We start from the raw sequence: 16,249 nt of genomic DNA on the forward strand, positions 1-16,249 counted from the left end.
GAAGTCGACTCGGTCCATCAGATATATCAACCATGCCCAACACCCACTGCCCCGACTGGGCCACCGCCCTGCTCAACGGCTTCAGCCAAGTCTTTCTCCAGCGCCATCCGCTGTGCGGCCTGCTGTGCCTGCTGGCGATTCTGCTCACTGCGCCCGCCCTGTTTGGCGGCGCGTTGCTCGGTGGGGTGGCCGGGTTGCTCACGGCCCAGCGACGCGGTTACGCCAAGGCCGACCGGCAAGCCGGGCTGTTCAGCTACAACGGCATCCTGCTGGGCTTGTTGCTGAGCCTTGCGTTGCCCTGGTCCGTCCTGTTGCCACCGTTGATCATCGCCGCAGGCGGTCTCAGCGCGATGCTGACCCAGCAATGGCTCAAGCGCACCCGTGGCCCTCGGTGCCTGCCCGCCTACACCGCACCTTTTGTCGGGTTGGCTTGGCTGCTGATGAGTTTCACCCTGCCGCCGCCCCCAACCAACTCGATTGAAATGACGATACCCAACCTGCTGGCCGCGCATTTGAGCGGGCTGGGCCAGGTCATGTTTCTCGGCCACCCGGCGGCCGGCGCGCTGATCGCGGTGGGCCTGCTGCTGGCCAACCGTCGTGCCGCCGGTTGGGCATTGTTCAGTTCCGCCGCCGGCCTGGCCTTCGCCTTGTCGCAACATGAAAACGCAACCGCCCTTAGCGGCCTTGGCGGTTACAACCCGGTGTTGGTGGCCCTGGCCCTCAGCCAGCAGCGCCGCCAACCCTGGCTGCCACTGGCGGGCATTCTCCTGGCGGTCATGCTCACCCCAGGTTTTATCGCCCTCGGCCTGCCTCCCCTGACGGCACCGTTCATCCTCGCGTGCTGGCTGATCCAGGCCAGCGGCCGGGTGTGGCGCCAGGCCAGCCTCGACAGCGCGCCTTGCGCTCTGCAGGACAATCGCCCTAGGCTTCGCTGATTCCGGTTCAGGCGAAGATTATGCAAAGCAGCAACAATTGGCGTGAACGCCTCTACGTGATCATTTTCCAGACCGACACCGTCGCCGGCCGGCGCTTCGACAGCACCTTGCTGTTGATCATCCTCGCCAGCCTGGTGATCGTGATGCTCGACAGCATCGACAGCGTGCACAAGAACTACGCGGCCCTGCTGGCCGCTATCGAGTGGGGCTTCACCTTCATCTTCATCGTCGAGTACGGCCTGCGCCTGTACTGCTCGCCCAAGCCGCTGCGCTATGCCTTCAGTTTCTACGGATTGGTGGACCTGCTGGCGATCGTGCCGGGGATCCTGGCGCTGTACTACAGCGATGCCCAATACCTGTTGATCATTCGGATCATCCGCATGCTGCGGATTTTCCGTGTGCTCAAGCTCAGCCCTTACCTCAAGCAGGCCAATTACCTGATGGCGGCGCTGCGGGGAAGCAAGCAGAAAATCATTGTGTTCCTGGTCAGCGTCTCGACCCTGGTGACCGTCTTCGGCACGCTGATGTACGTCATCGAAGGCCCTGGGAATGGCTTCACCAGCATCCCCAAAGGCATCTATTGGGCTATCGTGACACTGACCACGGTGGGCTTCGGCGACATCGTGCCCAAGACGCCACTGGGCCAGGTGGTGTCATCTTTGGTGATGATCACCGGTTACTCGATCATCGCCGTGCCAACGGGTATTTTCACGGCTGAACTGGCCACGGCCATGCGCGGCGACCAGCTCCAGCACGATTGCCCGGTGTGCAGCAAAAACAACCACGAACACGGTGCCGCTTTCTGCTCCCGTTGTGGCAATGCGCTGTTTAAGAAACTGGAATAAGCACAGCACTTTTTGATGCTTGAAGGTCTATAGGCTTGCAGCTAGTGTGATGGCTAATTGCCCGGAACCCCCGTTGATAAAAAGGAATTCGCAGTGAAGAACTTCTTTGGCGCCTCTCTTCTCGCCGTCGGCCTGACCTTTGGCAGCCTGGCCCACGCCGCCCCGACCCTGCTCAACGTTTCCTACGACGTGATGCGCGATTTCTACAAGGACTACAACACCGCCTTCCAGAAACACTGGCAAGCCGAGCACAACGAAAACATCACCGTGCAGATGTCGTTCGGCGGCTCCAGCAAGCAGGCGCGTTCGGTGATCGACGGGCTGCCGGCGGATGTCATCACCATGAACATGGCCACCGACATCAACGCCCTGGCGGACAACGGCAAACTGGTGCCCGAGAACTGGGTCAGCCGCCTGCCGAACAACAGCGCGCCGTTCACCTCGGCCACGGTGTTCATCGTGCGCAAAGGCAACCCGAAAGCCTTGAAAGACTGGCCCGACCTGCTCAAGGACGGTGTGCAGGTGATCGTGCCCAACCCGAAAACCTCCGGCAACGGTCGCTACACCTACCTCTCGGCTTGGGGTTACGTGCTGAAAAATGGCGGTGACGAGAACAAGGCCAAGGCCTTCGTCGGCAAACTGTTCAAGCAGGCACCGGTACTGGACACCGGCGGTCGCGCCGCGACAACCACCTTCATGACCAACCAGATCGGCGACGTGCTGGTGACCTTTGAAAACGAAGCGGAGATGATCGCCCGCGAGTTCGGCCGCGACCAGTTCGAGGTGATCTACCCGAGCGTTTCCGCCGAAGCCGAGCCACCGGTCAGCGTGGTCGACAAGGTTGTCGAGAAAAAAGGCTCCCGCGAAGCCGCCGAGGCCTACCTCAAGTACCTGTGGTCGCCCGAAGGCCAGGAAATCGCCGCCGCCAACTACCTGCGCCCACGGGACCCGGCGGTACTGGCCAAATACACCGACCGCTTCCCGAAAGTCGACTTCCTGTCCGTGGAAAAAACCTTCGGCGACTGGCGCACGGTGCAGAAGACCCACTTCAATGACGGTGGGGTTTTCGACCAGATCTACAGCGGGCAATAACGATCAAGTGTGCCGAGCAACCTTGTGGGAGCGAGCTTGCTCGCGATAACGGTCTGTCTGCATCAACGATGTTGGAAATACAGCCGCTATCGCGAGCAAGCTCGCTCCCACAGGAATCTGATTGTCACCATCAATTGCGGGCATGACTGATATCAGCCACAAGCCCTGTTCCAGAACCCTGCAAGTCTTTAGCCTCACGCCATCCTTTCAATTGATCGACGAGATTGCCATGAGTGCTCATTCCCCCACGCCCGGCAGCACCTTGACCCGCGGCATGGTCCTGCTCTTCGCCTTCTGCTGCGGCGCCATCGTCGCCAACATCTACTACGCCCAACCCATCATCGAACTGATCGCACCCGACGTCGGCCTGAGCAGCACCATGGCCAGCCTGATCGTCTCGCTGACCCAGATCGGTTATGCCTTGGGCCTGTTTTTCCTGGTGCCACTGGGGGACTTGCTGGAAAACCGTCGGCTGATGATCATCACCACCGTGGTGGCAATCGCCAGTTTGCTAGGCGCTGCGTTCACCGATCAACCGAACGTATTCCTGCTGGTTTCGCTGTTGGTGGGGTTCAGCTCGGTGTCGGTGCAAGTGCTGATTCCACTGGCCGCACACCTGGCGCCGGAGGAAACCCGGGGTCGGGTCGTGGGTGGGATCATGGGCGGCCTGCTGCTGGGAATCCTGCTGGCGCGGCCGGTTTCGAGCCTGGTGGCTGACCACTTCGGCTGGCGGGCGATGTTCATGATCGCCGCCGCATTGATGGCCGCCATCAGCATCGTCCTGGCGCTGACCGTGCCCAAGCGCCAGCCCGATCATAGTGCCTCTTATGGCCAACTGCTGGGCTCGCTCGGCACCCTGCTGCGCCAACAACCGCTGCTGCGGCAACGGGCGTTCTACCAGGCTTGCATGTTCGCCACGTTCAGCCTGTTCTGGACCGCCGTGCCACTGGAACTGTCACGCAACCATGGCCTGTCCCAGACTGAAATCGCCTTGTTCGCCCTGGTCGGTGCCATTGGCGCCATCGCTGCGCCCATCGCCGGTCGCCTGGCGGATGCCGGCCATACCCGCAACGCCTCGCTGCTGGCGATGTTGTTCGCCAGCCTGAGTTTCCTGCCGGCGTTCATCCATCCGCTGTACAGCGTGATCGGCCTGGCAGTGACCGGCGTGGTCCTGGATTTCTGTGTGCAGATGAACATGGTCCTGGGCCAGCGCACCATCTATGCCCTCGATGCCAAGAGTCGCAGCCGGCTGAATGCGCTGTACATGACCAGCATCTTCGTCGGCGGCGCCTTCGGCTCATCGATTGCCAGTGCGGTGTACGAACACGGCGGCTGGTTGTGGGTGGTGATCGTCGGCAGCGCCTTCCCGCTGTTGGCCTTGCTGCGCTTCTTGAGCACCTCGCGCAAGCCGTCCCTGGCCACGGCCTGAACACCCCACGCATAAAAAAGCCCGGTCGCCTTCAGCGACCGGGCTTTTTGGTGGAGCGTGTCAAATCCGCACGTTGCCACGCGGCCCGGCAATCGCCCAGATGATCAGGCCCAGTACCGGCAACAGCAGGATCAGCAGCACCCAGAGGATTTTCATCCCGATTTGCGCGCCACTCTTGAGTACATTGATGATCGCCCAGATATCGAGCGCCAGGATGATCAGGCCGACCAGGCCGTTGAAAGTGGAACCCATGGTGTCGCTCCCAAATGGTGATGTGCACCCTTAGGATAGCGGGCGCCAGGCAAGGGTTCCGTTTTATTGCTTCAGACGTGGACCGCGACCTTGAGAGCTTCCAGGGAGGGCGCGGCGGCGATGCCGACTTCGGCACACAGTTCCAGCACCCGCGGCACGTCGTTGCCGTACACCAGCACCATTTGCAATTCATCGTCGAGCAATTGGCTGAAGTTCATCAGCACGTAGCCGCCGTTTTCCTTGTTCAGGCTGCTCATCTGGATCTGGATGCGGTTGAGCGCGGTCAGGGCTTCGGTTTTCGCCAGTTGCTTGGGCTTGAGGTTGAACGCCACGCCGGGGCCGAACGAGGCGACGATCTGCTCGAACAGGTCCACGTAGGTGTCGGCCTGGAACAGCACGGTGTCCGGCAGGCTGCCCACCACTACCCACTCACCCAACGGGATCGGGAAGGTGTCGTCGTAGTTGATATCGGGGTTGGCCGCCAGGAAAACCGTCGGATCGACGTAAGCCTGGGCCGCTTCGTCAGCGATTTTCGCGATGTCCGCCTCGCCGAGGCAGCCGGAGCTGATTTTACCGATGAGTTCGATGAGGGCGGCTTTCATGGGGTGAATCCTGTGGCGAAGGGTGTTTTGAGGGCGGGCAGGATAGCGCATTCGCATGCAGATTAGGATTGGAGAAGGACCTGTGGTGAACGAGCATTTTGTGGGAGCAAGGCTTGCCCGCGATGAAAACAACGCGGTCTCTCTGGAACCGAGGTGCCTGTATCGCGAGCAAGCTTTGCTCCCACAGCCTTTCAGCCCAACAACTTTTCCAACTGCGCCGTGGTGTCCACCGCGCCCATGGTCTTGGCGGCATCGAGAGCCGAGACGCCGTTGGCATCCTTGGCTTTCGGGTCGGCGCCTTTGCCGATCAGGTAGTCGACGATTTCCACACGGTTGAACATCGCTGCCATCATCAGCGCGGTACGGCCATCGAAGGAGGCGCCTTCCACTTGCGCGCCGCCATCCACCAACGCCGAAACCACTGCCAGGTCGCCCTTGAACGCCGCACCAGCAATCGGGCTCTGGCCGTTGTCATTACGGATTTCCGGATCGGCCTTGTGCTCCAGCAGCACTTTCACCGTTTCCACATGCCCGTGGTAAGCGGCCAGCATCAACAAGGTGTCGCCCTTGTGGTTACGCAGGTTGGGCGGCAGGCCCTTGCTCAGCAACGCGGCCATCATGGCCGCATCGCCCTGGCGTGCGACGTTGAACACCTGCTCGGCAAACTCCGCAGCCTCTTCCGGGGTCATCTGGCGGCTTGTATCGGACATGGGAAACTCCACTCGGGTCTTCGCAAAGCGGCTAGTTTCCCGAGGGACCCGGGCGCTGTCATCCCTTTTTTCACTGTGCCCGTCATAGCCAGAATCAATAACGCAATTGTCCGCCCTGAATCCGAACTGCCAGCTGCCGATCCACCCGCACGTAAGTATCGGTGCCCGGCAGCCAGGCGAAGATCGGCTCATCCCCGGTAACGCATGGGTCGAACGCTTCGGCCTTGAGGCGGGTCTTCTGGTACTTGAAGGTGCCGGTGGTGTCCATCTTCACCTTGATGCGCAGGAACAGCGGCACGGCATAGGCGGGCAACTTGCACTGCAAGAATTGCAGCAACTCGCTGAAATCCAGGGTCGCCAGGGATTCGGACGGGGTGATTGCCGCCATGCCGGCACGGCCATTGGTGCCATTGATCTCCACGCCATAAGCCACTGCCTCGGCCACCTGCGGATGTTGCAGCAGCACATTTTCGACTTCCGTGGTGGAGACGTTTTCGCCTTTCCAGCGATAGGTATCGCCGAGTCGATCAACGAACTGCCCATGCCCGAAGCCAATGTTGCGCAACAGGTCTCCGGTATTGAAGTAACGATCGCCCGGCGCAAAGACATCCCGGCAGATGGTTTTTTCGGTCAAGGCCTGATCGGTGTAGCCATCCAGTGGCGCCTTCTCGTCGATCCGCGCCAGCAACAGGCCCGGTTGGCCCCTGGGCACTTTTTGCATGCGACCTTGCAGGTTGCGCAACGGCAGGCCGCTGGCATGGTCGTATTGCACCAATTCCCAGCCCATCAGGGAAAACCCGACGGTGTTGTCGAAATTCAGGATGTTGGTGAAACCGATATTGCCGTCGCTGGCCGCATACAGCTCACAGATGTGGTCGATGCCAAACCGGGTCTTGAAGGTCGACCATGCCCCGGGCCGCAGACCGTTGCCGATCATTTTCTTCACACCGTGGTGGCGGTCATCGGCAGCGACAGGTTGGTCGATCAGGTAGCGGCACAACTCACCGACATACCCCAGCGTGGTCGCCCGGTAGCGGCGTACGTCGCTCCAGAACTGGCTGGCGCTGAACTTGCGCCGAATCGCGAAGCCCGATGCACCACAGATCGCCGCGCCCCAGCACACGCACAAGCCCGTGGCGTGGTACAGCGGCAACGTGCAATACACGACATCGTCGGACTGCATGTCCAAGGCGATCAGGCCGAAGCTGGTGGACGTGCGCATCCAGCGACCATGGCGAAACACCCCGGCCTTGGGCAGCCCGGTGGTGCCCGAGGTGTAGAGATAAAAACACGGGTCGTTGCAGAAAACCTGCCGACTGCTCGCCGGGTTATCGCTTGGGTAATCCTCGCTGCCAGCCATCAGGTCGATGAAACCGGACGGGGCATCGGACGGGATATCGGCCCTGTCCTGATCCGCCAGCCACCAGGTCCTGCTGCTCGATAGAGTGGTTCGCTCTCGTATGTCGTTGAAGGCCGCAACCCGTTCATCCCCGACCACCACCGCGACCGGGTTGACCAGGGCCAGGCTGTGCACCAGCGCATCGCCGGTCTGCGAGGTGTTGAGCATGGCACTGACGGCGCCAACCTTGGCCATCGCCAGCACGCTGATCAACAGCTGTGGCCGGTTCTCGATGAATATCGCTACGCAATCGCCCTTGCCGATGCCTTGGGCCAGCAGGTAATGGACGATGCGATTGGCCTGCGCGTTGACCTGTGCATAACTCAACACCGTATCGCCGCACAGCAGTGCCGGGCCCTGGGGATTGCGTTGCGTAGCCTGCTCGAAACACCAGCCCAGGCCGCAAGGCTGGGTCGGGTCCTGGACGTTGGCCAGCTTCATGCCTTTGACGATTCGGGGGACGGCTTTGGCAATGGCTGGCAGCTTGCGCAGCATCATGGCCCAGGTAATCGCGTCGCTGGGTGTACGACTCATGGTGATCTTCCCCGTTCGACCTCGTGGGTCTCGGTTCTTGTTATCAGGCAGCAGGTGATTTGGCTCGAAAGTACGCTGGCAATTGCGGCGCTGTACACGCGGTTTTTGCAATGTTTTGTATCCGCTGCCCGAGGCAGGCGAAGCGTGAGCGCCGGGAAACGATTTGGTTCCAAAAATCATTGCCCGACCACGCAAAATGCAGGATGCACGATGGCTATTCATGCAAGATGCACGAAAGCGAAAATACAACAAAAATATAACCAATTGTTTTTAAAGGATTTTATAGAAAGCCAAATGCTGGCACAGACAGTGCAACCACCTTTCCACGGTTTGCCACACCATGGAGCAGTCAACTATGAACATGATTCAAGAAAAGTTTGCGTCCCTGTTTTCCAACTACGAAGTGACCACCCAGCCCCGCCCGGATGGCGGCATTCTGCTGACCTTGCGTAATAGTGACGGCAAGCTGTTCAAACGCACGATTTCCTATGCTCAATTGCATGCGGGGGATCAGTTGTCCTGGGCGATCAGTGCGATCCGTCGTGACCTGGCTGAACAGGCTAGCGAGTTGCCACAGATCACCTTGTTGCAGAGCCAGCATCGGTTTGCGCTGCCGACTTACCATAGCGCTTGAGCCTGCTGGAAAAACGCGGTGCTGCTTGCTCTTGCTTGAAAAAACGGCGCTTCTTTCAGAAATGGGAAGCGCCGTTTTTTTTTGCGCCTTGGGAAAGCCCGCTTTGGTGTGTATATCCGTTGCTGCGGTAACGGCTACTGACGGTTCCGCTCTTACAGCGGGTCACTTTCGAAAAGCGCGAAAGTAACCAAAGCGCTTGTGCCCCACCACTTGGCACCTCGCCTAGGCTCGGTGTGCCCTCACTCCGGCATTGCTCCGTGGGCCCGCCGCGAAGGGCCATCCATGGCCCAGCGCGGCTATCCCGGCATCCATGCCGGGATGCCCACTCCACAATGCCTGCGTTCGGCCATCGTGGTTAACGGGGCGCCGAGATCAACGTCCACCGCGAGGCGGCCTAGTAGCCGACCTGGTTCTTGGTGGGACCGTGTTTCTCCTGTGGGAGCGGGCTTGCTCGCGAAGACGGTGGGCCAGTTTGCAGTGATGTTGGATGTGCCGGCCTCATCGCGAGCAAGCTCGCTCCCACAGGTGATCTTGGGTGTTCAGGAATTTTGTGTTCATCACAGCCCATTGTGGGAGCGAGCCTGCTCGCGATAGCAGTAGCTCAGCCACATAATAAATGCCGGACATGCCCGCCCCGCTCTTGCTTTGCTTTGGATCTTGATCTTGATCTGGGAGCCCCGTTAAACCACGCTGGCCGAACGCAGGCATTGCGCAGTGGGCATCCCGGCATGGATGCCGGGTTAGCCGCGCTGGGCCATGGATGGCCCTTCGCGGCGGCCCACGGAGCAATGCCGGAGCGAGGGCACACCGAGCCTAGGCGAGGTGCCAAGTGGTGGGGCAGAGCGTTTTTGGTTACTTTTGGCGCTCTTTCCAAAAGTGACCCGCCGTAAGGGCGGAACCCTAAGTAGCCGTTACCGCAGCAACGGATATACACACAAAAAAACCTCATGGCACCACCAACGCAGGTCAATCCTCCAAACGAGGAAACCGCCGAGCAATATCATCCCCCGTAACCTCAGCAACCAACCCCTGCAAATCACCAGACAAACGAATCGTAACGAAATGCGGCCGCTCCCCCCTGTCAAACCAATGCGGCGTACCGGCAGGCACCGTTATCAAGTCATTCCTTTCACACAGCACCGCATAGACATAATCGCCAAGGTGCAGGTTAAACAAGCCACGACCGGTAACGAAAAATCGCACTTCATCCTGGCTATGGCGATACTCATCGAGCTCCCCAGCCTGCTCCGGCTGATCACTGCTGACACTGACAACATCGACCCCAACATAGCCTCGCTCAGTCATCAACCCATCGATCTGAGCCTGGTAAGCCGCAATGATGTCCTCCTCACTGGCCCCCGGCTGGATTTTCACCGCCGCTTCCCAACGGGCAAAGTGAATACCTTGCTCAGCCAACGTCGCGGCAATGTCCTCAAAGTGGGTCAACACCTTGTTCGGAACATCAGGGCTCGAAACGTGATAGACGGACAGGCTGCTCATGACAATGGCTCCAGAAAATTAACGGTTCGAAGGCTCATGGCCGGTTTTCGTGCATACGTGTGGCAATGATAACGGCTGCCGCGAAAGCCGCGAGGCTGGCGAGACTGAACGTCCAACTGGCACCCAAGGCGTTCCAGCTATAGCCGGAATACAACGCGCCCAAGGCCCCGCCCGTGCCGGCCAGCGCCGCATACAGCGCCTGCCCCTGGCCCTGCTGGCGAGGCCCGAAGCTGCGTTGCACGAAATGGATGGCGGCGGCGTGAAAGCTGCCGAAGGTCGCCGCGTGCAGCACCTGGGCGAACAACAATACCCAGAGAAACTCGGCCAGCGAGCCCAACAACAACCAGCGCAACGCCGCCAGCAGGAAACTCGCCAGCAACACCCGGCGCACGGAAAACCGCGTCAGGATCCGGCTCATCAGCAGGAAGACCAAAACTTCCGCCACCACGCCAAGGGCCCAGAGCAGACCGATCAGCCCGCGGCTGTAGCCCAGGTGTTCGAGGTGCAAGGTCAGGAAGGTGTAATACGGCCCGTGGCTCACCTGCATCAGGCCCACACACGTGTAGAACGCCAGCACGCCAGGGTTGCGCAGTTGCCGCACAAACCCGTCCCCCGCCACTCGCGGCCCCTGCAATGGCTGGGCGTTGGGTACCCAGAAGCTGGCGAGGACGATGCCGGCCATGATCAGCACCAGCGCCACCGGGTAGATGTCCAGGCTCAGCCATTCGAACAAGCGGCCGAGCATCACCACGGTGATGATGAAACCGATGGAACCCCATAGACGGATCTGGCTGTAGCGCGAGGCCTGCCCACCCAGATGGGCCAGGGTAATGACTTCGAACTGCGGCAACACCGCGTGCCAGAAGAACGCATGCAGCGCCATGACCATCGCCAGCCAGGCGTAGCTTTTATCGATGAAGATCAGCGAGAAGGCCAGCAGCGTGCAGATCGCGCCAAACCGTACGATCGCGAGGCGCCGGCCGGTGTAATCCCCCAGCCAGCCCCAGATGTTCGGCGCCACGCAGCGCATCAGCATGGGAATCGCCACCAGCTCGCCGATGCGCGCCGCGTTGAATCCCAGGTGATCGAAATACAGCGCCAGGAACGGCGCCGTCGAACCGAGCAGCGCGAAATAGAACAGATAGAAACTGGAGAGCCGCCAGTACGGCAGTGCCGCCACGGCCGTCAGGCCACGGCGGTCGGCAGGCCAACCATCAAAGCTGTCCCAGCACCGGGGTGCTGACGCGAACGTCGGCGTTCTGGCCGCGATGACGCAGCAGGTGATCCATCAGCACGATCGCCATCATCGCCTCGGCGATGGGCGTGGCACGGATGCCGACGCACGGGTCATGACGGCCTTTGGTGATGACGTCCACCGGGTTGCCATGGATGTCGATGGAGCGGCCCGGCGTGGTGATGCTGGACGTCGGCTTCAAGGCCAGGTGCGCCACGATCGGCTGGCCCGAGGAAATGCCGCCGAGGATGCCACCGGCGTTGTTGCTCAGGAAACCTTGCGGGGTCAGTTCGTCACGGTGCTCGGTGCCGCGCTGGGCGACACAGGCGAAACCGGCGCCGATCTCCACGCCTTTCACCGCGTTGATGCTCATCAGCGCGTGGGCCAGCTCGGCGTCGAGGCGGTCGAAGATCGGCTCGCCAAGGCCCGGCATCACCCCTTCGGCGACCACGGTGATCTTCGCGCCGACCGAATCCTGGTCCCGACGCAATTGGTCCATGTAAGCCTCGAGTTCCAGCACCTTGTCCGGGTCGGGGCAGAAGAAGGCGTTCTGCTCCACCGACTCCCAGGTCTTGAACGGGATTTCGATGGGGCCCAACTGGCTCATGTAGCCACGAATGACGATGCCCTGGCTGGCCAGGTACTTCTTGGCAATCGCCCCGGCCGCCACGCGCATGGCGGTTTCCCGCGCCGAGCTGCGACCGCCGCCACGGTAGTCGCGCTCACCGTACTTGTGGTGGTAGGTGTAGTCGGCGTGGGCCGGGCGGAACAGGTCCTTGATGGCCGAGTAGTCCTTGGACTTCTGGTCGGTGTTGCGGATCAACAGGCCGATGGCGCAGCCGGTGGTGCGCCCTTCGAACACGCCGGACAGGATTTCGACTTCATCGGCTTCCTGGCGCTGGGTGGTGTGGCGGCTGGTGCCGGGCTTGCGCCGGTCCAGGTCACGTTGCAGGTCCTCCAGGGAAATCTCCAGGCCCGGCGGGCAGCCGTCGACAATGGCGACCAACGCCGGGCCATGGCTTTCGCCCGCGGTGGTGACAGTGAACAGCTTGCCGTAGGTATTGCCGGACATGCAGGGTGCTCCGTGAAATCGCTGAGAGACTCAACCTTGGATTCGTAATGCGCGCCAGTATACGCAGGCTCCCCGCGTAGTTCATCCTCGAACCTTATCGGCGACCACCAGTCCAACCGGCACCTTCGCAACTAATGGCGTGATGATGTTAAAGCTGCTTGCCTTAAGCCTTACCTTGTTCACCGGCCTGTTTTGCAGCCTGGCCCAGGCCACGGTGCTGCAACGCCCGATCAGCCTCGACACCGGCAGTGGTGAGCTTTTCGGCTCGTTGCTACTGCCCAAGTCCGACACACCGGTGCCGGTTGTCCTGATCATTTCCGGGTCAGGCCCCACGGATCGCGACGGCAACAACCCCGAGGGCGGGCGCAACGACAGCCTCAAGCGCCTGGCCTGGGTCCTGGCCAAACACAACATCGCCAGCGTGCGCTATGACAAACGCGGCGTGGCCGCCAGCCTCGCGGCGACACCGGACGAGCGCAACCTGAGCGTCGAGGCCTATGTGGCCGATGCCGTGGCCTGGAGCCGCAAGCTCGCCGCCGATCCGCGACTGGGCCCGTTGATCCTGCTGGGCCACAGTGAAGGCGCGTTGATCGCCAGCCTCGCCGCGCCCCAGGCCAATGCAGCGGCGGTGATTTCGCTGTCTGGCAGCGCCCGGCCGATCGACCAGGTGCTGCGCCAGCAACTGAGCAACCGCCTGCCACCGCCGCTGATGTTGCGCAGCAACGAGCTGCTCGACAGCCTCAAGGCCGGTCGACTCGACGACAACGTGCCGGCGCAACTGCAGGTCATTTTCCGCCCCAGCGTACAGCCCTACCTGATCTCGTTGTTCCGCCAGGACCCGGCCCGGGTCTTCGCGGCGTTGAAGATGCCGGCCTTGATTATCCAGGGCAGCAACGATATCCAGGTCAGCGTCGATGACGCCAGGCAGTTGAAAGCCGCCAAGCCCGACGCCGAACTGGCGCTGATCGAGGGCATGAACCACGTGATGCGCATCGTGCCCAACGACGTGAAACGGCAACTGGCCTCCTACAAGGATCCCAACCTGCCCCTGGCGGCCGAGCTCGGTGCGCGAATTCTGCGTTTTATAGGCTCGTTAGCCGCCCGTTGAGCGGTTTTAGTGGCAAGTGGCCCTCCAGTCCTGGCAAAAACGGCCGATAGCCCAGTGTCGGGCAGCGCTATGGCTGCCGACCCGCCGGCCTGGACAGGATTTTTGCCGTTATGACTGAAACTGATACTTCCCCCAACACAGCTGCCGAAGCCCCCGCCTCGCCTGCGGTGGAGCTGCCGTGGGCCGACGTGCATACCGAGCATCACAAAATGCTCCGGCTGGCGCCGCTCAAGACCGACCGCGCCACCGGTGTGCGGCCGCTGCGGTTTGTCGAGTTCAGCTATGTCGAGCGCCACAGCAAGGAACGCAGCCTGCTGCGCATGAGCATCCAGTTGCCGAACCAGCGCGTGCGCAAGGAACAGAATCACCTGGACGTCTGGGCCGACCACGTCGAGAAACGCCTGTTTTTTTCCCCGGACAACCTGCAAGTCGAGCCGTTCAACCGTGGCATCGGCCGTTTCCTCGCGGCCCAGGGCATTACCTGGGCCAAGAAACGCTGGTCGGCCTACCGGGTAGACGGCACCGACCTGGATAACAAGGACGCCCTGAACGAAGACACTCGCCTGCGCCGCGACCGTTTTCTCAAGGCTCAAGGCTTCGAGGTGGTCTACGCCGACGCCCAACACCTCAAGGGCAGCGTCAAGCCAACCCACGTTGGCGATCTGCTGGGGGACTGGAACACCGAGAAGCTGCAGTTCGTGGAAATCCTTGAAGCGGCGCAGATGCTGCAACAAGCCGAGCAGAACCTGGCGGAACAGGAAGTCAAACTCAAGCAGCAGGAAGAGAAGGTCAATAAGTTCAAGCGCGAAGACACTGGCTTGCGCTTCACCATCACCTGCCTGGTGGCCTTCGCCATGTTCCAGGCGGGGTTGCTGATCTGGATTGCGACGCGGCATTAAGCCCGACAGCGCCTGAATAACCCTGTGGGAGCGAGCTTGCTCGCGATGGCGGTGTGTCAGCCACCATTGATGCAACTGACCTGACGCCATCGCGAGCAAGCTCGCTCCCACAGTGGGTGTATCAAACCCGCGAAGCAAACAACCCCTGGTGCTGGCGGCACTGTTCGGCGCTGAGCATGAACACGCCATGGCCGCCGCGTTCGAAGTCGAGCCAGGCGAAATCGACTTCCGGGTACAGCGCCTCGACGTGCACCTGGCTGTTGCCCACCTCGACAATCAACAATCCCTTCTCGGTCAGATGATCGGCCGCCTCGGCCAGCATCCGGCGCACCAGGTTCAAGCCGTCATCGCCACAGGCCAGGCCCAGTTCCGGCTCGTGCTGGTATTCCTGTGGCATGTCGGCGAAATCTTCCGCATCAACGTAGGGCGGGTTCGACACGATCAAGTCGAAACGTTGCCCCGGCAGACCTTCGAAGCCATCGCCCTGGACAGTGAACACGCGCTCATCGACGCCGTGGCGCTCGATGTTCTGGTTGGCCACTTCCAGTGCTTCGAACGACAGGTCGGCCAGCACTACTTCGGCTTCCGGGAATTCATAGGCACAGGCAATGCCGATGCAGCCGGAACCGGTGCACAGATCGAGAATCCGTGCCGGCTCCTGGCCCAACCAAGGCTCGAAACGCTTTTCGATCAACTCGCCGATGGGCGAGCGCGGAATGAGCACGCGTTCGTCGACGATGAACGACATCCCACAGAACCAGGCCTCACCCAACAAATAGGCGGTTGGCACCCGCTCGGTGATGCGCCGACGCAGCAGACGCTGCACATGGACCAGCTCTTCGTCTTCAAGGCGGCAGTCCAGGTAGCTGTCGGCAATTTCCCATGGCAGGTGCAATGCGCCCAGCACCAGTTGCCGGGCTTCATCCCACGCATTGTCGGTGCCATGGCCGAAAAACAGATCCTCCCCATGGAAACGGCTGACGGCCCAACGGATATGGTCGCGCAGGGTACGGAGACGGGAAGTGATCACGGCGGCAAACTCCAGAAAAATCGACGGGCGAGTCTACCAGCCAAACGCGGCCCCACCCAAACACGCCCCGATGACGAACGAAAAACCCCGGACCAATCGTAGGAATTATCCGTTTTTTGATCCGCCTATTGAACAAGATGAGCATCTTGACAAGGCTGTAGGCCAGCAACGGCGGCCCTTGCGATGGAAGCGATTCACAGAACCGCTCAGCCAGAGGACAATGTCGCAAAAGCCCCACTCGAAGGAGCCCCAGAATGTCCGTTCCAAAAACGATGTTTCAACTCAGCGGCCGTGGTTATGCAGCGGCCAATCTGAGTCAAGCGACCTTGATCATCATCGATGCCCAGAAAGAATACCTCGCAGGCCCCCTGGCCCTGAGCGGCATGGATGCAGCCGTCGCGAACATCAATCAATTGCTCGGTGCGGCCCGTGCAGCCGGTCGGCCGATCGTGCATGTGCGCCACCTGGGCACCCACGGCGGGCTGTTCGATCCACAAGGCGAGCGCGGGGAATTCATTCCCGGCCTCGAACCCCAGGGCGACGAAACCGTGGTCGAAAAGCTGCTGCCCAGCGCGTTCCACGGCACCGAACTGAAAAAGCGCCTGGAAGACTTCGGCCCCCTGGACCTGATCGTGTGCGGGTTCATGAGCCACTCCAGCGTCAGCACCACCGTGCGCGCCGCCAAGAACCTGGGCTTTCGCTGTACCCTGGTGGAAGACGCCTGCGCCACGCGCGACCTGCCGTACAAGGGCGGCGTCCTCAGCGCCGAACACGTTCAGCAGACCGAAATGGCGATCATGGCGGACAACTTCGCCACCCTGGCGTTGACCCGTGACTTCATCTGATTCGCCTTGATGAGCGGCCACTTTCGCCGCTCATCCGCAAAAGCCTCTCATTTGCCGCAATTGCCATACTGTCAGGAACAACCCGAACATCTTCCGGTCGAAGGGCCGATACCCATTGAGGAAGGTCGG

General features: G+C 61.1%; 16 protein-coding genes. 8 read left to right on the forward strand and 8 right to left on the reverse strand.

The window, feature by feature from the left end; genetic code table 11:
• Positions 1 to 32: 32 nt before the first annotated feature.
• The 4 genes from HU749_RS21925 (at position 33) to HU749_RS21940 (ending at position 4,301) form a co-directional block, all read left to right on the forward strand.
• Positions 33 to 935: an urea transporter gene (locus HU749_RS21925; protein ID WP_186652442.1), complete on the forward strand. Its 903-nt coding sequence runs from the start codon at positions 33 to 35 to the stop codon at positions 933 to 935.
• 20 nt (positions 936 to 955) lie between these two features.
• Positions 956 to 1,780 (forward strand): ion transporter, encoded by an 825-nt coding sequence (locus HU749_RS21930; protein WP_077506914.1) that lies wholly within the window; start codon positions 956 to 958, stop codon positions 1,778 to 1,780.
• A 93-nt stretch (positions 1,781 to 1,873) separates the two neighbouring features.
• Positions 1,874 to 2,872 (forward strand): sulfate ABC transporter substrate-binding protein, encoded by a 999-nt coding sequence (locus HU749_RS21935; protein ID WP_079302194.1) that lies wholly within the window; start codon positions 1,874 to 1,876, stop codon positions 2,870 to 2,872.
• Positions 2,873 to 3,101: 229 nt separating this feature from the next.
• On the forward strand, positions 3,102 to 4,301 hold the full coding sequence (locus tag HU749_RS21940) for an MFS transporter (RefSeq protein ID WP_079302240.1): 1,200 nt from the start codon (positions 3,102 to 3,104) through the stop codon (positions 4,299 to 4,301).
• Positions 4,302 to 4,361: 60 nt separating this feature from the next.
• On the opposite strand, the gene HU749_RS21945 is transcribed toward HU749_RS21940, so the two are convergent.
• From HU749_RS21945 to HU749_RS21960, 4 genes are all read right to left on the reverse strand, one after another.
• Positions 4,362 to 4,553 (reverse strand): PLDc N-terminal domain-containing protein, encoded by a 192-nt coding sequence (locus HU749_RS21945; protein WP_014339608.1) that lies wholly within the window; start codon positions 4,551 to 4,553, stop codon positions 4,362 to 4,364.
• A 71-nt stretch (positions 4,554 to 4,624) separates the two neighbouring features.
• On the reverse strand, positions 4,625 to 5,155 hold the full coding sequence (locus HU749_RS21950; RefSeq protein WP_186652440.1) for a hypothetical protein: 531 nt from the start codon (positions 5,153 to 5,155) through the stop codon (positions 4,625 to 4,627).
• Between the two features lie 191 nt (positions 5,156 to 5,346).
• Positions 5,347 to 5,865: an ankyrin repeat domain-containing protein gene (locus HU749_RS21955; RefSeq protein WP_018604674.1), complete on the reverse strand. Its 519-nt coding sequence runs from the start codon at positions 5,863 to 5,865 to the stop codon at positions 5,347 to 5,349.
• A gap of 94 nt (positions 5,866 to 5,959) precedes the next feature.
• Positions 5,960 to 7,798: a long-chain-acyl-CoA synthetase gene (locus HU749_RS21960; protein ID WP_095963473.1), complete on the reverse strand. Its 1,839-nt coding sequence runs from the start codon at positions 7,796 to 7,798 to the stop codon at positions 5,960 to 5,962.
• Between the two features lie 355 nt (positions 7,799 to 8,153).
• Here HU749_RS21960 and HU749_RS21965 point away from each other — a divergent pair, with 355 nt between their 5' ends.
• A complete protein-coding gene (locus tag HU749_RS21965; RefSeq protein WP_003204481.1) occupies positions 8,154 to 8,432 on the forward strand; it encodes a DUF3509 domain-containing protein in 279 nt (92 codons plus the stop codon).
• A gap of 966 nt (positions 8,433 to 9,398) precedes the next feature.
• On the opposite strand, the gene HU749_RS21970 is transcribed toward HU749_RS21965, so the two are convergent.
• From HU749_RS21970 to aroC, 3 genes are read right to left on the reverse strand one after another with little or no spacing between them, the layout of a single operon-like run.
• Positions 9,399 to 9,932: an acireductone dioxygenase gene (locus tag HU749_RS21970; protein WP_079302197.1), complete on the reverse strand. Its 534-nt coding sequence runs from the start codon at positions 9,930 to 9,932 to the stop codon at positions 9,399 to 9,401.
• Positions 9,933 to 9,966: 34 nt separating this feature from the next.
• Positions 9,967 to 11,112 carry an MFS transporter gene (locus HU749_RS21975; RefSeq protein WP_095963598.1) on the reverse strand — a complete coding sequence of 382 codons (1,146 nt, stop codon included), beginning with the start codon at positions 11,110 to 11,112 and terminating at the stop codon, positions 9,967 to 9,969.
• A 34-nt stretch (positions 11,113 to 11,146) separates the two neighbouring features.
• Positions 11,147 to 12,238 carry a chorismate synthase gene (gene aroC, locus HU749_RS21980; protein WP_095963599.1) on the reverse strand — a complete coding sequence of 364 codons (1,092 nt, stop codon included), beginning with the start codon at positions 12,236 to 12,238 and terminating at the stop codon, positions 11,147 to 11,149.
• Between the two features lie 142 nt (positions 12,239 to 12,380).
• On the opposite strand from aroC, the gene HU749_RS21985 reads away from it, so the two are divergent.
• Together HU749_RS21985 and HU749_RS21990 are read left to right on the forward strand one after the other, a co-directional pair.
• Positions 12,381 to 13,346: an alpha/beta hydrolase gene (locus HU749_RS21985; RefSeq protein WP_079302200.1), complete on the forward strand. Its 966-nt coding sequence runs from the start codon at positions 12,381 to 12,383 to the stop codon at positions 13,344 to 13,346.
• Between the two features lie 110 nt (positions 13,347 to 13,456).
• Positions 13,457 to 14,245: an N-acetyltransferase gene (locus HU749_RS21990; RefSeq protein WP_046065634.1), complete on the forward strand. Its 789-nt coding sequence runs from the start codon at positions 13,457 to 13,459 to the stop codon at positions 14,243 to 14,245.
• Positions 14,246 to 14,366: 121 nt separating this feature from the next.
• On the opposite strand, the gene prmB is transcribed toward HU749_RS21990, so the two are convergent.
• Complete coding sequence (gene prmB / locus HU749_RS21995; protein WP_018612518.1) at positions 14,367 to 15,275, reverse strand: 50S ribosomal protein L3 N(5)-glutamine methyltransferase; 909 nt, start codon at positions 15,273 to 15,275, stop codon at positions 14,367 to 14,369.
• 254 nt (positions 15,276 to 15,529) lie between these two features.
• Here prmB and HU749_RS22000 point away from each other — a divergent pair, with 254 nt between their 5' ends.
• Positions 15,530 to 16,120, forward strand: a complete 591-nt coding sequence (locus HU749_RS22000; protein ID WP_079302201.1) for a cysteine hydrolase family protein — start codon at positions 15,530 to 15,532, stop codon at positions 16,118 to 16,120.
• Positions 16,121 to 16,249 lie beyond the last annotated feature (129 nt).

The sequence above is a fragment of the Pseudomonas ogarae genome (genome assembly GCF_014268695.2).
GTDB lineage: Bacteria > Pseudomonadota > Gammaproteobacteria > Pseudomonadales > Pseudomonadaceae > Aquipseudomonas > Aquipseudomonas kilonensis.

Excerpts from the sequence above, each read along its gene's own strand:
- HU749_RS21990 (WP_046065634.1), top strand. The coding sequence starts at position 13,457 with ATGACTGAAACTGATACTTCCCCCAACACAGCTGCCGAAGCCCCCGCC.
- HU749_RS21985 (WP_079302200.1), top strand. The coding sequence starts at position 12,381 with ATGATGTTAAAGCTGCTTGCCTTAAGCCTTACCTTGTTCACCGGCCTG.
- HU749_RS21940 (WP_079302240.1), top strand. The coding sequence starts at position 3,102 with ATGAGTGCTCATTCCCCCACGCCCGGCAGCACCTTGACCCGCGGCATG.
- HU749_RS22000 (WP_079302201.1), top strand. The coding sequence starts at position 15,530 with ATGTCCGTTCCAAAAACGATGTTTCAACTCAGCGGCCGTGGTTATGCA.
- HU749_RS21925 (WP_186652442.1), top strand. The coding sequence starts at position 33 with ATGCCCAACACCCACTGCCCCGACTGGGCCACCGCCCTGCTCAACGGC.
- HU749_RS21955 (WP_018604674.1), bottom strand. The coding sequence starts at position 5,865 with ATGTCCGATACAAGCCGCCAGATGACCCCGGAAGAGGCTGCGGAGTTT.
- HU749_RS21970 (WP_079302197.1), bottom strand. The coding sequence starts at position 9,932 with ATGAGCAGCCTGTCCGTCTATCACGTTTCGAGCCCTGATGTTCCGAAC.
- HU749_RS21945 (WP_014339608.1), bottom strand. The coding sequence starts at position 4,553 with ATGGGTTCCACTTTCAACGGCCTGGTCGGCCTGATCATCCTGGCGCTC.
- HU749_RS21960 (WP_095963473.1), bottom strand. The coding sequence starts at position 7,798 with ATGAGTCGTACACCCAGCGACGCGATTACCTGGGCCATGATGCTGCGC.
- HU749_RS21965 (WP_003204481.1), top strand. The coding sequence starts at position 8,154 with ATGAACATGATTCAAGAAAAGTTTGCGTCCCTGTTTTCCAACTACGAA.
- HU749_RS21950 (WP_186652440.1), bottom strand. The coding sequence starts at position 5,155 with ATGAAAGCCGCCCTCATCGAACTCATCGGTAAAATCAGCTCCGGCTGC.
- HU749_RS21930 (WP_077506914.1), top strand. The coding sequence starts at position 956 with ATGCAAAGCAGCAACAATTGGCGTGAACGCCTCTACGTGATCATTTTC.
- aroC (WP_095963599.1), bottom strand. The coding sequence starts at position 12,238 with ATGTCCGGCAATACCTACGGCAAGCTGTTCACTGTCACCACCGCGGGC.